General features: G+C 37.2%; 16 protein-coding genes and 1 pseudogene. 5 read left to right on the top strand and 12 right to left on the bottom strand.

The genetic code is table 11. From position 1 onward, the window contains the following. Positions 1 to 2: 2 nt before the first annotated feature. The 5 genes from D9782_RS11280 to csaA form a co-directional block, all read right to left on the bottom strand. The gene (locus tag D9782_RS11280; RefSeq protein WP_121604795.1) at positions 3 to 941 is read right to left on the bottom strand and encodes a nucleoside hydrolase; all 939 of its coding nucleotides are present in this window, start codon (positions 939 to 941) and stop codon (positions 3 to 5) included. 233 nt (positions 942 to 1,174) lie between these two features. Then, the gene (locus tag D9782_RS11275) at positions 1,175 to 1,444 is read right to left on the bottom strand and encodes a hypothetical protein (RefSeq protein ID WP_121604794.1); all 270 of its coding nucleotides are present in this window, start codon (positions 1,442 to 1,444) and stop codon (positions 1,175 to 1,177) included. A 504-nt stretch (positions 1,445 to 1,948) separates the two neighbouring features. Beyond that, positions 1,949 to 3,313 carry an FAD-binding oxidoreductase gene (locus D9782_RS11270; protein WP_026682072.1) on the bottom strand — a complete coding sequence of 455 codons (1,365 nt, stop codon included), beginning with the start codon at positions 3,311 to 3,313 and terminating at the stop codon, positions 1,949 to 1,951. A 224-nt stretch (positions 3,314 to 3,537) separates the two neighbouring features. Then, the gene (locus D9782_RS11265; RefSeq protein WP_121604793.1) at positions 3,538 to 3,969 is read right to left on the bottom strand and encodes an RDD family protein; all 432 of its coding nucleotides are present in this window, start codon (positions 3,967 to 3,969) and stop codon (positions 3,538 to 3,540) included. A 128-nt stretch (positions 3,970 to 4,097) separates the two neighbouring features. Next, positions 4,098 to 4,427: a chaperone CsaA gene (gene csaA, locus D9782_RS11260; RefSeq protein ID WP_026682070.1), complete on the bottom strand. Its 330-nt coding sequence runs from the start codon at positions 4,425 to 4,427 to the stop codon at positions 4,098 to 4,100. A 235-nt stretch (positions 4,428 to 4,662) separates the two neighbouring features. On the opposite strand from csaA, the gene D9782_RS11255 reads away from it, so the two are divergent. The 3 genes and pseudogenes from D9782_RS11255 to D9782_RS23590 form a co-directional block, all read left to right on the top strand. Next, positions 4,663 to 4,785: a hypothetical protein gene (locus D9782_RS11255; RefSeq protein WP_121604792.1), complete on the top strand. Its 123-nt coding sequence runs from the start codon at positions 4,663 to 4,665 to the stop codon at positions 4,783 to 4,785. A 40-nt stretch (positions 4,786 to 4,825) separates the two neighbouring features. After that, positions 4,826 to 4,978: a Fur-regulated basic protein FbpA gene (fbpA, locus tag D9782_RS11250; RefSeq protein ID WP_121604791.1), complete on the top strand. Its 153-nt coding sequence runs from the start codon at positions 4,826 to 4,828 to the stop codon at positions 4,976 to 4,978. A 280-nt stretch (positions 4,979 to 5,258) separates the two neighbouring features. Then, positions 5,259 to 5,452: pseudogene (locus D9782_RS23590) on the top strand (MerR family transcriptional regulator); the annotation flags it as partial. A 50-nt stretch (positions 5,453 to 5,502) separates the two neighbouring features. On the opposite strand, the gene D9782_RS11245 reads toward D9782_RS23590, so the two are convergent. The 3 genes from D9782_RS11245 to D9782_RS11235 form a co-directional block, all read right to left on the bottom strand. Continuing rightward, a complete protein-coding gene (locus D9782_RS11245; RefSeq protein WP_121604790.1) occupies positions 5,503 to 6,750 on the bottom strand; it encodes a glutamate-5-semialdehyde dehydrogenase in 1,248 nt (415 codons plus the stop codon). A gap of 25 nt (positions 6,751 to 6,775) precedes the next feature. Then, on the bottom strand, positions 6,776 to 7,867 hold the full coding sequence (proB, locus tag D9782_RS11240) for a glutamate 5-kinase (RefSeq protein WP_026682068.1): 1,092 nt from the start codon (positions 7,865 to 7,867) through the stop codon (positions 6,776 to 6,778). A gap of 573 nt (positions 7,868 to 8,440) precedes the next feature. Continuing rightward, complete coding sequence (locus D9782_RS11235; RefSeq protein ID WP_371414012.1) at positions 8,441 to 9,802, bottom strand: DHA2 family efflux MFS transporter permease subunit; 1,362 nt, start codon at positions 9,800 to 9,802, stop codon at positions 8,441 to 8,443. Positions 9,803 to 10,153: 351 nt separating this feature from the next. Here D9782_RS11235 and D9782_RS11230 point away from each other — a divergent pair, with 351 nt between their 5' ends. Further along, complete coding sequence (locus D9782_RS11230; RefSeq protein WP_162986384.1) at positions 10,154 to 10,612, top strand: YusW family protein; 459 nt, start codon at positions 10,154 to 10,156, stop codon at positions 10,610 to 10,612. A gap of 171 nt (positions 10,613 to 10,783) precedes the next feature. Here the strand turns inward: D9782_RS11230 and D9782_RS11225 are convergent, their stop codons facing one another. Then, positions 10,784 to 11,509, bottom strand: coding sequence for a hypothetical protein (locus tag D9782_RS11225; protein ID WP_026682065.1), 726 nt, complete (start codon positions 11,507 to 11,509; stop codon positions 10,784 to 10,786). Between the two features lie 141 nt (positions 11,510 to 11,650). Here D9782_RS11225 and D9782_RS11220 point away from each other — a divergent pair, with 141 nt between their 5' ends. Then, positions 11,651 to 12,061, top strand: coding sequence for a DUF6376 family protein (locus tag D9782_RS11220; protein ID WP_121604788.1), 411 nt, complete (start codon positions 11,651 to 11,653; stop codon positions 12,059 to 12,061). A gap of 98 nt (positions 12,062 to 12,159) precedes the next feature. On the opposite strand, the gene D9782_RS11215 is transcribed toward D9782_RS11220, so the two are convergent. From D9782_RS11215 to D9782_RS11205, 3 genes are all read right to left on the bottom strand, one after another. After that, complete coding sequence (locus tag D9782_RS11215; RefSeq protein WP_121604787.1) at positions 12,160 to 12,351, bottom strand: hypothetical protein; 192 nt, start codon at positions 12,349 to 12,351, stop codon at positions 12,160 to 12,162. A gap of 406 nt (positions 12,352 to 12,757) precedes the next feature. Further along, positions 12,758 to 13,186, bottom strand: coding sequence for a metallothiol transferase FosB (gene fosB, locus D9782_RS11210; RefSeq protein WP_371413947.1), 429 nt, complete (start codon positions 13,184 to 13,186; stop codon positions 12,758 to 12,760). Between the two features lie 305 nt (positions 13,187 to 13,491). Then, on the bottom strand, positions 13,492 to 14,043 hold the full coding sequence (locus D9782_RS11205) for an NADPH-dependent FMN reductase (protein ID WP_026682062.1): 552 nt from the start codon (positions 14,041 to 14,043) through the stop codon (positions 13,492 to 13,494). Positions 14,044 to 14,058: the final 15 nt, after the last annotated feature.

The following is a 14,058-nucleotide window of genomic DNA, read 5'->3' as shown; positions in this document are numbered from 1 at the left end:
ATTCAGTTTTGTCTTGATAAGTCTGTAATGTATTGAAAGAATTGATCACGGTTCACTTCATATACTAAGTTCACTGGTCGACCATGTTCTGATAATTCTGTCCTACCTTGACTTTTTCCTTCCGTATGAACAATACTATTCACTTGTTTTTTCTTAACGAGATCACTTTTCCCAATTGTTGCTGTTGTCAGAACATCCCAAAGGAAATACGTAGAGTTTGTTTGAAAATGAACAAGTGGCGGAACCATTGCATAGCATTGCCCTAGAAAATCAATTCCTAAATCCTTTCTTTCTGAAGCCCAACTATTTCTAACGTCTAGTGTAAGTGGAACCATATTTGTGCTTTCCAGTGCTACTAAATCTATTTCAATGTTGCTTTCCCAAACGGTTTTCACTGCCTCTGGATCCCAAAATGCATTCCATTCCGCTGACCCATCATGTTCCGGTTCTTCTACATTACCTGTCTCCAAGAAAGTTCCGCCCATCCACGCTAATTTTTCTATTTTTGCTTCAATATCAGGCGCTTCCTCTAAAGCTCTAGCTAAATCTGTCAAAGGGCCAACAAAGACTAATGTAACTGGCTCTTCGCTTTGGCGTAGCGTTTGAATCAAATGTTTATGAGCCGGTATATTGGCTTCTTTTGTTTTAATTGGTAAAAATTCATTTAAAATTGGTAATGCGTCAACTAAAAATGCGTGCATTCTCCAGTCTTTTGGAAATGGATGCTTTCCTCGTGATGTAGATGCAGCTACACTTATTTCCTCACCATTACCAAATCGATCAATAATTTTCCGACTTGCATACATCGCTGGTTCCAAATAGCAATCCGCAGGTATGACACCAACACCTAATAATTCAACCTCTTCCATTTGAAGTAATAAGAATAATGAAATTAAATCATCAACACCGCCGTCGTGATTTAAATAAACTTTCTTTGTCATAAAAAAGTCCTCCCATGTTGTTTAGTATTTTTCATGTGAATGATTCTATTATAAAAAACCCTCATTCCAATTACAATGAAATATTCGTTTTTTATAAAAAAAATTACAATTTAATTAAGTTATCCAAAAAAATATAAAATAAATCCTAATGTAATCATAAAAACAATAACAATTTACACTTATTTACATTTTATTTCCGAACAATAAAAAGAAAGCCCTTGAGCAGAGCTTCCTTATTTGTGATTCTGTCTAAAATGTTCAATTTCTTGACGAGCATCATGTAAGTGCTCCTGCGTTTGTTGAAACTGCGGATTTTCGAGAGCTGCTGTTCCAAAGCGTTCCTGAGCTGCATGCAAATTTTCTTCAGCTTGACGTAACTCCTGCTCAGCCTCTTGTAACTGTCGCATATCCCCATTCGTTTTCGCTTGTTCAATCATTTGATAAGCCTGTTTTACTTGAATCGTGCATGTTTCAATCATTTGATGTTGGTTTTGTTGTGACATCGCTACCCTCCTATCAAATAAATAAAATGACATCTGTTTATATAATCCCATTATTTGCAGAAACTATGTATCGTATAGCTACTGCACCAGATTAAAAGCGCAAACTCCCTATTTGAAACGTAGCGACTGGAGCGAGCCAGCAGAGATAAAGGAATTACGATGTGTTCGCGAGTCGATGATGGCGATTCGTGAAGTCGCCTAGTTCTGGGCGCTGGAGCTGGACACGGCCCAACACACCCCTATTTATCCACATAAGCAAATATTATAATTTCCTAGACTAAAAAGCCGGGTCATTAAAATCACGCCAGCTTTCCATCGAAGAGCGCCTTATTTATTTGGTGAATAAAACTTTTTCAGCTTTTTTAATCTTCAGCTTCCCTATGAATTAAATCCACTACTCCGTTTTTCCACACCTTTGCTTGCTCACAGGAGTATCATCTATTTAAGCCCCTGCACTACAATGAACTTTAAGAGACATTTTATACTAAATTATAAACGAATTCTCTAATCGTATAGAACCTTACCAGGATTCAAAAGATTGTTCGGATCCAACACACTTTTTACTTTACGCATGATTTCAAGCGCGTTACCATGCTCTGCTTCTTGGTATTTCGCCTTACCAATTCCTACTCCGTGTTCTCCTGTGCAAGTTCCTCCACGTTTTAAAGCATATTCAACAATCTGCCTATTCACTTGATTAGCCTTTTCTATATCTGTTGGGTCATCCGCATCAACCATTAGCAGAATATGATAGTTGCCATCGCCAACATGTCCCACAATTCCACCAGTAAGTCCTGAGGCCTCTACTGCCTTTCTCCCATCTTTAATTGCTCCAGCTAGTTCCGAAATTGGCACACATACATCCGTCACCATTTGCTTTTTACCTGGATAGCTATGAAGAAATGCATAGGCTGTATTATGCCTTGCTTCCCATAATCGATTTCTAGCTGCCGTGTTTGATTCAAAGGCTAACACTTGACACCGGTGGTCTTCTAATAAATCTTTCGTAAATGCCACATCCTGCTTTAGACCCGCTTCATTTCCATGGAATTCTAAAAATACCGTAGGAACTTCTCTATAAGTTGTGTCACTAAAAAGATTGATTTGCTTCATTGATTGATCATCTACTAATTCAACCCTCGCTATCGGTATTCCAGCCTGTAAAATACTAATCACTGCAGCAACAGCTTCATCTAATGTTTGAAAAGCAGCTCTCCCTGCCATTATTTGCTCTGGAATACCGTGTACTTTTAACGTCAGCTCTGTAAAGCAACCTAATGTACCTTCCGATCCTACAAATAAACCATTCAAGTGGTATCCTGAAGAAGACTTAGCTGCCATACTTCCCGTATGTATAATCGTCCCATCCGCGAGCACTACTTCTAGATCTCGTACCTGGTCTCGCATAATTCCATATTTTACCGATGTAGTTCCACTTGCATTCGTAGCAGCCATACCACCAAGCGTTGCATCCGCCCCTGGATCAACTGAGAAAAACAGTCCATATTTTTTCAACTCCCTTTCGAGTTGTTTCCTCGTCACACCAGGTTGAACTTTAACCAGAAAGTCGTCTGGTCGTACTTCTAACACCTTGTTCATCAACGTATAATCGATTACAATTCCTTTTTCGTATGGAATCACGCTACCTTCTAGACTTGTTCCCAACCCATAAGAAACAACAGGTGTCTTATATTCACAAGCTACTTTCATTATCTGGCTAACCTCTTCAGTGGTTTGCGGAAATACCACAACATCCGGTAACTTAGGAGTATGATACGATTCATCGGAACTATGCTGTTCAAGAACCGTGTCATTATCACTTATATGCTCAGACGGAAGTATCTTTTTTAATGCATCGAGTATTGTCAATCCTCTCTCTCCTTCTTTTTAGTAAACGAGTCATTCCATGCACTACCTACAGCTTAATACATGTGGATCGCTGAAAATATCTGTGAATTATTGCATTAGCATTTTTGGAAAATATTTGTTTTATCTATAGGAAATTTATTACGAAAATCCTATTCATATGCCGGCTCCAATAGGAAGTATCTTTTTTAATCCAAGACAACAAATCGTCACATATAAAAAGCTCTTCAATTCCGATATACCACCCTCGTTTGACAAATCATATCATGCAGCGCCTTTTTTTCCTCATTCCAGCCTGCCAGTAAATAACCGATAAACAGTGTTAGCGCCGAAACGAAATAGCTTAAGTATCTTCCAATTGATTTCCATATACTAATTTGGGTCATGTTTGTATTTACGACTTGAATATTACATATAATTTTTCCCGGACTCCCCTTCCATTTTGTTGCAGTAAATATAATGATAAATACAATGATATAAATAATGGAAGCCCAAGTATCGGAAGTAGAGGGATCTATTTCCGTTTGGGAATAAAAGAAAACAAAATCTTGATCATTAATCATAGCAGCAATCATAGCAGCTAATACAGAAATTAACAAAGAATCGAGCAAACTTGCCAAAACCCGTATCCAAAAGCCTGCAGGTTTATAATTCGTCATTACTTTTTCCCTCCTTGATGATTTACTCAGATGTATACGAACTACGATATTCTTAGCCTTTTAACTCTTTATAAAGTGAAACTTCTACCTATAAATAATTATCTAAATGTATGTATTTCTCGTAAGAGTTATGAAATTCGCGTGCCATTTTCCACCTCTTCACAAGGACTTAATAAGACGACATCTCCTTCCTCTTGTACGCCACCTAACACGAGGACTTCTGATTTAAACCCAGCAATTCGCATCGGTGGAAAATTAACTACCGCTGCAACTTGACGCCCAACCAATTCAGCTGGGGTATACCGTTTTGTTAGCTGAGCAGAAGATTGTTTCATCCCCAACTCCCCAAAGTCAATAAAAAGTTTAATTGCTGGCTTTCTAGCTTCCGGAAATGATTCCGCTTTCTTTATCGTACCGATGCGCATATCTATTTGTAAAAAATCTTGAATAGTTGCCATTTACTATCCCCTCCAATTCCTTTTTACTCCTCTTACACTAATTCTACATTTGATTCCTGTTTTCCTGTCAAAATAGTAATTTGTAATGATGATTCTGATCAAAAAACGAACGATAATTATTTGATGAAATTAATTAGGTTCGTTTTTATTGTTTCTTCATTCTTTTGTCTCAGCCTCATTCTATTACTATCTTATTGATGGAATCTAAGGGTTTTGCTATGGAGCATCTGCACAAATGCTTGGCGCAAACCATTCGCTCGTTCGGGGTGAGGAAGAAGGGGCAATGGGTAGCATCGCAATGCCGACATCTGCCTTATTTTTAGCTTTAGTCGTACCAATCCTTTCCTTTATCTCATAGTTTAATAAGTACAACTGCAAATGATGGAGGTGCTTTGCACATGAGCAAAAATCTGCTACGTGAAGGAATTGAAGAGGTGAAACGCTACTATATAAAAAAATTACAAAAAGCCGGAGTGCTAGAAAGCGATAGCGACCTAGAAGCATTGACGCTAAGCGAACTCCAAAGAATGGTTGAATTTTATCAATTATAGAAGTTTCGGGGGATGTCTCATCAGCGAAAAAGTACAAAAGACTGGAATATACAAGACACTATGGGAACAATCGTATGCACAGCTTGATGTGAGTAAATTTTGTTTAATGCTGAAGCGTCACCCACGGAGAATGGAAATACTCCAATTAAAGCGACCTTTTGGGACATTCCTTTGATATTTTTCATTTGTCTAAGCAATATGTTAGTTTCTCTAACATCAAAATGAGATACTAGAATAAACATAGCTTTAGGATGGTTGAAATGACATCATATAAAGATCCATTGGAATTGTACATGGGCTTACTGGATTGTCTGAACGAAAAATGAGGTATTACGAAGAATGAGGTTTATTATTTCCTGATAGAAGCAAGGTCGGTACACGTAAATACTCCTTTACAGCTATTGAACTATTGAACTACTCATGAGAATAGCAGATTTATGTGAGGATGGGGGACAAACGGCCGAAATAAAAAGGTCATAGAAACGGCTACACGATGCAGCCGTTCTACTACTATCCAAGCTCTATTAGCTACGAATTTGTCCATTTCCTTGAATAAAGAATTTGCTTGATGTTAATGCTGGAAGTCCCATGGGACCTCTCGCATGTAATTTCTGTGTGCTAATTCCAATTTCTGCACCATAACCAAACTCAAATCCATCCGTAAAACGAGTAGAGGCATTGTGATAGACTGCCGCTGCATCTACTTGTTGTTGAAAAAGAGCAGCATGTTCTACATTTTCTGTAATGATCCCCTCAGAATGCTTCGTGCCGTATAAATTGATATGATGGATCGCTTCTTCACAGCTTTTAACTATTTTAACACTAACAGCTAAATCAAGATATTCTGTCTGCCAATCCTTTTCAGTCGCTGGTTTTGCAAAGGAAAATTTGGAACATACTTGTTTATCCCCAATGACATCTACATCGTTTTTATGCAGCTGCTCGAGTAACTGTCCACCATAGTTTTCAAACCACCGCTCCTGAATTAATAAGGATTCCATTGCATTACATACCGAGGGCCTTTGGAGTTTTGCATTCAATACAATATCCTGCGCCATTTGGAAATCTGCAGATTCATCGATAAACAAATGGCAATTACCTGCTCCTGTTTCAATTACTGGGACTGTTGATTCACGTATTACAGTATCAATTAAATTTTTTCCGCCTCTAGGAATTAAAACATCTAAATAGCTATTTAATGTAAAAAGCTCCTTAGCTGATTCTCTGCTTGTATTTTCGATTAGCTGAACAGAATCAATTGGTAACCTACTGTTCGCTAAAGCTCGATGAATAACAGAAACGAGCGCTTGATTAGAGTGTTTGGCGGATGAACTTCCTCTTAAAATTACCGCATTACCTGTCTTCAATGCCAGCGTAGCTGCGTCAATAGTGACATTTGGCCTAGCCTCGTAAATCATGCCAATCACACCAATAGGTACACGCTTTCTCGAGATACGTAAGCCATTCTCTTTGTCAATTGATTCGAGCACTTCACCAATAGGATCAGCTATTTGTATAAGTTGAAAAATAGCATCATGCATTGCTTGTAATCGATCGCTATTTAACATAATTCGATCTAATATAGAAGCTGTTAATCCTTTATTTTCTCCCTCTTGTAGATCTTTACGATTCTCTTTTAATATCAAATCCTCTTCCATTAGAATTTGCTTCGCTATACATTCCAGCGCCTTATTTTTATCATCTGTACTTACTGCATTTAATTGAAAGCTTGCTCTTTTAGCCAATTTTCCTTTCGTCTGTATCTCTTCCATCTGTTCTCCTCTCCTTTTTACATTTTTACTTTAACCGCACCCAGCGGTCACGATGAATGACTCTTGAAGATTGGAAGCTTTGCTTTAGACTTCTAGCTTCGATTTCTTTTACAATTACTTCCTCGGAGCAGCTTACTTCACCTTTTCCAATCAAACCATTATGTCCATATACCTCTACAACATCCCCCTTATCAAAATGTCCTTTTACACTATTTATGCCTGCTGATAACAGGCTAGCACCATGATATAAGATTGCCTCTTCTGCTCCTATATCTACATAAATTTCCCCCATAGATTCAGAGTGCAAAGCAATCCATTGTCTATTTGTAGTAATGGTTTCTTTTGATCGATTTCGAATATATGTACCATCACCATTCCCATTTAAAATTTCCAGTAATTTATTTTCTCCTTTTCCTGTTCCAATGAATACACTTACTCCTAAAGATAATGCCATTTTTGCGGCTTCCAATTTGGACTTCATTCCACCAGTACCAACCGTTGAGCGTGTATGATCAACTGCAGCAATCATTTCTGGAGTAATTGTTTCTAAATAATCATATTTTGTTGCGTTTGATTGATGACGGGGATTGCCATTATATATGCCATTAATATCTGTAAGCATAATCAATTCGTCAGCATGAACTATTCCGCTAACCAAAGCAGAAAGCATATCGTTATCCCCAAAAGTCAATTCATTAACGGACACCGTATCATTTTCATTAATTATTGGAACGACACGCCGCTCTATAAGCTCCATGATGGTATTAAAGGCATTTTTATATCTGCTTCTGTTCGTAAAATCATCGCGTGTTAATAAAAGTTGTGCAGCTTTTAAATCATGTTCTGCGAACTTTTCCATATATGTTTGAATAAGTAAACCTTGACCTACTGCAGCTGATGCCTGCTTTCCTTTCAAGGTAACTGGACGAGAGCCGTACCCAATTTTAGAAAATCCTGCAGCAACAGCTCCTGAAGAAACGAGAATAACATCATGATTATGCTGGCGCAGCGCTGCTATCGCTTGAACGTGTTCCGTTAACTTCGCCACATCCATTTCCCCCTGCGCATTCGTTAATGAACTACTCCCAATTTTAACTACAATTCTCTTTTTACTCATTTTCATATACCTCATTTCTTAAGCCCAATCACCTGACGTTTAATTCTTAATCATCAGACTTTTAAAGTTAAAAAATAGCTAGCATCTCCATTTATAAAGTAAAACTTCAATCCCTTGGAGGTTTTTTCATCTCCCACGGATGGTTAGTACCACAAGGGTATGATCTAAAGACCTTTGAACCAATCGGACAATTACTGGCAGGCGATCCCCCACTTATCTGAATTGATTTCCCTTTTTGCTTGAAGTGGGAGTCTTACCCCACTTATATGTAGGATAAAAAAGCCCTATTCGCCCTATGAATAAGGACGAAAGAGCCTTTTCTTCCGCGGTACCACCTAAATTGGATGAATAACATCCCGCTTATTGCTTTAACGCCACACAAAGCGCCTACTTCAAGTAGGACTCAGAAGGCACGTTCTGTAACTAAAGAGTATGTGAGCTTCCAGCAAATACCTCACTTCTCTGGCACTCATTCGATTACATACTATTCCTTCTTTTCCGTTCACATATGTTTTTTAATATTATGGATAGAAATGTTACTAATGTCAACTGTTTTTGCAAAATCACTACCGATTATCTACGAATGTGTACAGAATCAGGTTGTGAACGCTTGATAAAGAAAGAGAGGATTAATGCAATAATCGCAAACACGCCTGCAACAATAAACGAAACATTTACTCCATGAATCATTCCATTTATACCTTCATCAGGTACTGCACTGTTTGTCATAACCGTAACCAATAGAGCAGTACCAATTGCCCCAGCCACTTGTCGCATCGTATTATTCATAGCTGTTCCGTGCGGAATTAATTTTACGGAAAGCTGATTTAAACCAGCAGTCGTAACCGGCATCATTACCATCGCAATACCAAACATCCGAATTGCATTAATTGTAGCAAGGTAAGTAAATGTCGTATCTGTTGATAAATCGGTGAACATAAAAGTAGTAACTGTTACGATCGTTAATCCGATGATCGCTAACCAACGTGCACCAAACTTATCAAATAATCTACCTGTAATTGGATTCATAATTCCCATTACAACAGCGCCTGGCAATAGCATTAATCCTGATTCCAATGCAGTAAACCCAAGCATATTCTGCGCCAATAATGGTAAGACCACTGCAGCCCCAATCATAGCCATAAACGCAACCATCCCTAAGACTGTTGTAAGTGTAAAAATGCTATTTTTAAATACACGAAATTCAAGAATTGGTTGTTCTAATTTCATTTGTCTCCAAATAAACAGCGTAAGTGCAATTGCACCTATAACTAAGGAGAGAATTACTTGCAAACTTCCCCAACCGCTATTTCCAGCAGTACTAAATCCGTACAATAGTCCTCCAAAACCTAAGGTTGAAAGGATAATCGATAATATATCCAATTTGGGGAATGTACGATTTGTAATATTTTTTAATATGAAATAAGCAACAATAATATCGACAATAATAATTGGCAATATAACGAAAAAAAGACTTCTCCACGGAAAATGTTCAACAAGCCATCCAGATAATGTTGGTCCTATCGCTGGTGCAAATGCAATAACTAAACCAAACATTCCCATTGCCGACCCACGTTTTTCAATCGGAAAAATAAGGAATAAAATGGTTTGCATAAGCGGCATAATAATACCAGCAGCTGCTGCTTGTGCTACACGTCCAGCCATTAACACAGCGAAATTCGGTGCTAATGCACAAATAATTGTCCCTATCGCAAAAATCGTTAATGCTGATAAAAATAGTCCTCTCGTTGTAAATCGTTCAATAAGAAATGCAGTAATCGGAATCATAATTCCATTGACGAGCATAAAAATAGATTGCAGCCATTGCGCTGTATTTGCATCCAATTGCAAATCAATCATAATATGCGGCAGGGCTGTAGCTAATAATGTCTGATTTAAAATGGCAACAAAAGCACCGGATATCAGTACGATCATTAGCGGTACCTTATTTACAGAAGTTGGACTATTTACTTCTGAAATGTTGTTATCCACCATAAAACTTCCTTCTTTCTTTTATAATCTGATATCTTATGGATTCCTCAGCAATCGCTTTTTATTCAACTTTTTTGCTTGTATTATAACTCCATAAGCAGACTTCAATTTTTAGTCATAGATATCATCTTACCATAATCGAATACCAACACAAACTAAAAAGTTTCAATAGCTGTCATAGGATAGATAAATAAAAAATGACATATTTTTGGTTTGAAATCCATCACAAAGGGTTAAAATGATAACTAGCATCTTATGTAGAATGGAGCGATACATATGCAGAAAAAACTAGCTATGGTTAGAGTTATAGCATTACTAGCCTTAATCGTATTATTCAATGTAATAACTGCTTGCGGAGCAGATGATACGCAACAAGAAACCGAACAAAAACCGGCTGATATGCAGCAAGATAAGAATAACGGTGAGACTACCTCCGTATCCGAGGCGCCTTACAGCTTTATAGAATTTGATTTAGAAGCTGACTTTGAAAATATAAAAGACGCTGTTGAAGTGGAATACGAATTTGTACCTGACCGGGTCGAAGCGAGTTATAACGATAAAAATCAAGGAATAAGACTTTCTAACGATGAGGCGCTACATGAGTTAGATGATCACTTCGCTCAATTTGACTTTGATGAGAATAGTTCAAAAGAGGAAGTATTAGCAGCGGTTCGAAAAGCTTTTAACATTCCAGAAGATGCCTTACTGGATTTAGACATTACGTTTGCAACTGGTACAGAAAAAGAATATTAAATAACGACTTACTCTAATTAAAACAATTAATCGAATTTAAAGCAAAAGGTTAAGTTTGACTGTCATTTTGTAAGGATTGCTGGATTCCCACCTTATCACATCATAATTATAACTTAAAAAGAACAAGCGATGGAGACCCTCTAATCTCTATCGCTTGTTCTTTTTACATAGCTAATAAAGTTTATGGTGAGGATGAACATGTAACTTACCATTCTGAAATGGATATAAGTTTAGCTCTTTTGCCTCTGTAGAATGGTTAACGATGATCTCTTCCATTAGTTCATCTGCGCTTTTATTGGTTGTAAGTATGCCTAATTTTTCAGCAGTATGGTATAATTTTGCCTCATGAATAGCTTGGATTAAGCCACGAATATCCTCGTCTTCTGTCTCAATTCCAAACTTTTCAGCTTCTTTTGTTACCTTTGTTTTGATAATTTCTTTCTGAAGCTCTTGAATATCCTTTCCCTCGGCACTTATGCCTAATTTTTCTGCCTTTTTCTTAATCATTGTTTCATGGACTTCTTTTGCTAGCTGATCTGGTTCCTTTCCTTGTACATCTAAACCTAGTTCCTTCGCTTTTTTTATTACTTTAGCATGATGGACTTCCTTTTTTAACTCGTTTATATTCTTACCTTCTGTTGCAATCCCTAATTCCTTAGCAGTATTGGTTATACTGGTCTGAACAACTTGCTTTTTAATCTTTTCTATGGATTTCCCTTCTACTTCAATACCTAACTCTTTTGCTTTTTGTAACAGTAAAGCTTTATAAACATCTTTATGCTGCTTTATATCATTTGTCTCCGTTACTCGCATATCAAGAAATTCAGCAGAGACAGCATTCCCTCCAATACTAACCAAACAAACAAGCACTGCTAGGAAATACATTATTTTTTTCATTTTTAACACCCTTTCTAGTTGCTCTCAAGCAAATAGTTTCCCCATTAGTTAGAAAAACATTTATACATATATGCTTGAAACTTAAACAGGCATTTCAACGTAAATTAATTAAAGACACAATTGTACTGAAAGGAGAAGCAAATGAAAAAAAGCTTCCTATTACTTATTACTGTTACATTAGTATTCCTTAGTGGATGTTCGTTGTTAGAAGAAACGACTCATTCATTGAATTATGCAAATGAAGCAAGTGATTATATCAATACACTAAGCAACTTTGCTGAGGAAACCTCTTCACTTGAAGGGCAAGCACTATTATCTCATCTAGAATCTTTAAAAGGTACCATAGAAGATTTTACGACAATTGATCCACCTACCATTGCCACAGATATTCATCAAGAATTAGAAAACAAAAGCCAAGTACTGTTAGATACAACAAATAATATCATCGACAGTGGCGAGACAGCAGTGGAACAATTAAAACAATCGGATTTATATCAAACCATAGAAAATATCACCGATCTTAAAAATCAAATTGAAGCTCTTGACCAATAGATAGTAACGCCAGAACTTCGCTATACTAAGAAAAACGGAGCAAAATTCGCTCAGTCCTTATCACTACATGCTCAGATTTACGCTTCCTCTAGTAGCTATTATGGAATCACTCCGGCTGCCCACTTCCCTTTCCGTGGGGTTTGTCCTTCAGCTAACTTTTTTAGCAAAACCCGCTCAAAAAAGTGGATCTTCAGGTCAAACATTTCCCACAGGAGTTGAAGTGGCTGACCTTCGCTATTATCAGGCTCTACAACGCTAGCATGAAGTAACACAGCTGCTTTTATACTCACGGATAGCGATTTTCACTTTATCCATTGTAAAAAAGTCAACTATTACTTATGACAAGAATTGTTGCACCTTCTCATAGCGGAGACGAATTACGTAGACTCCTGCGGGAATAGCGCGAGCCAAAAATCCACTTTGCAACGTGTTCTTCTTTGCAAAGTTAGTTGAGGCCGTGTCCACGGAAAGCGAAGTAATTAGTCGGAGCATTGCCAATATACATCAAACATTTCAAAATAACTACTTCGCTTAACGCAGTCATTGCACTGATTTTATACTTTCTTAACTTATAAAAAAAGCTAGGAGCTGATCTAACGTTTAAAGGTCAGCTCCTAATATATACACCCCTGTCCAAAGTTACGCTTTTAACTTCTCATAAGCCAAAACTTAGTATTCCCCTCACAACGCCTCTTGTCAATCAAAGAATTCCATATACTGCTTTTCATCCCTATAATAGTCTAATCGATCCGCAAGCGTACCTGTATGGAATTCAAACTTATGACCATCTGGATCAGTAAAATAAATGGATTGTTGATCACGTATATCTCTTTTTCTTCCATTTAGAATAGTTACACCTAGGCTCTTTAATCTTTGATAAACACTTAAAAAATCCTTTTCCTCAATAGAAAAAGCGATATGTGTATAGGAATGATGAATTTCCGTACGAGGAATTCCTATTTCTTCATTTAGAGCCAGCCATAGACCGTTTAAATCAAAATATGCTGTACGCTTCCCCCTCACTAGAAGCTTTGCTTGAAAGACCTGTTCATAAAAGCTAATAGACCTACCTAAATCCGATACTGAAAAAAGCAAATGATTAATACCATTAATTGTCAACGTCATCCCTCTCTTTCAACGCATGTTTAAGCAAATTCGCACCTCACCAAACAAACTATACATTCGTCCACTCCTGTTGTCTCCTATCATGACAGAGTGTCAACCAGCTTAAGAGGAGGCTAATACGTTTAATTAATTATCTCATTTATATGAATTCAATGCTTGCCTCATTTTTGGAGGAGGTAAATGTCAGTATTTTTCCTAAGGAAAAGCGCAAGCGCCCGATTAGAAATTTTATACTTTCTTATCTTTTTTAAAAAAACTTGCTTTCAAGAGTATTCTCTTGAAAGCAAGTTTCAAATAGTAAGTAATTAGCTAAAAACTTTTGTTTTTTCTGTCCAATCCACAAAGTTGTCTATAACAGAATCCACGAACTCAATTGTAGGTTCATCGGTAAGATTACCTTGCTCGTCCATTTTATTTTGGATTGATCCTATGAACACTTCGTTTCCAGGTAATGTAAGTGCTCCAATACCAGGTGCATTTAAAATCTGACGAAGCTGCATTTGTGCTCGAATCGTTCCCATTGCGCCCATAGAAGCTCCTACAATCATAACAGGCTTCTTCACCATTACTTGGTCTACACGAGAAAACCAGTCCAAAGCATTCTTTAACATGCCAGAAATCGAACCATTATATTCTGGTGTAGCGATAAGAATACCATCACTTAGCAGAATTTTATCTTTAATCTCTTTTACAATTGTAGGCGGGTTAAATTCCTCGTCCTGATTATAGAAAGGAAGTTGATCAATTGGCAAAATTTCAATTTCAACTTTATTCGTATACCTTTTTTGTAAAAAGCGAGTTAGCTTCATGTTGTATGAGTCTTGGCGATTACTACCAACCATTGCAACAATTTTCATATCGTATTCCTCCTG

Source organism: Virgibacillus sp. Bac332 (genome assembly GCF_003667785.1).
GTDB lineage: Bacteria > Bacillota > Bacilli > Bacillales > Amphibacillaceae > Virgibacillus > Virgibacillus salarius.
The sequence above is the reverse complement of the archived record's forward strand: the minus strand, read 5'-3'. Positions and strand labels throughout refer to the sequence as shown.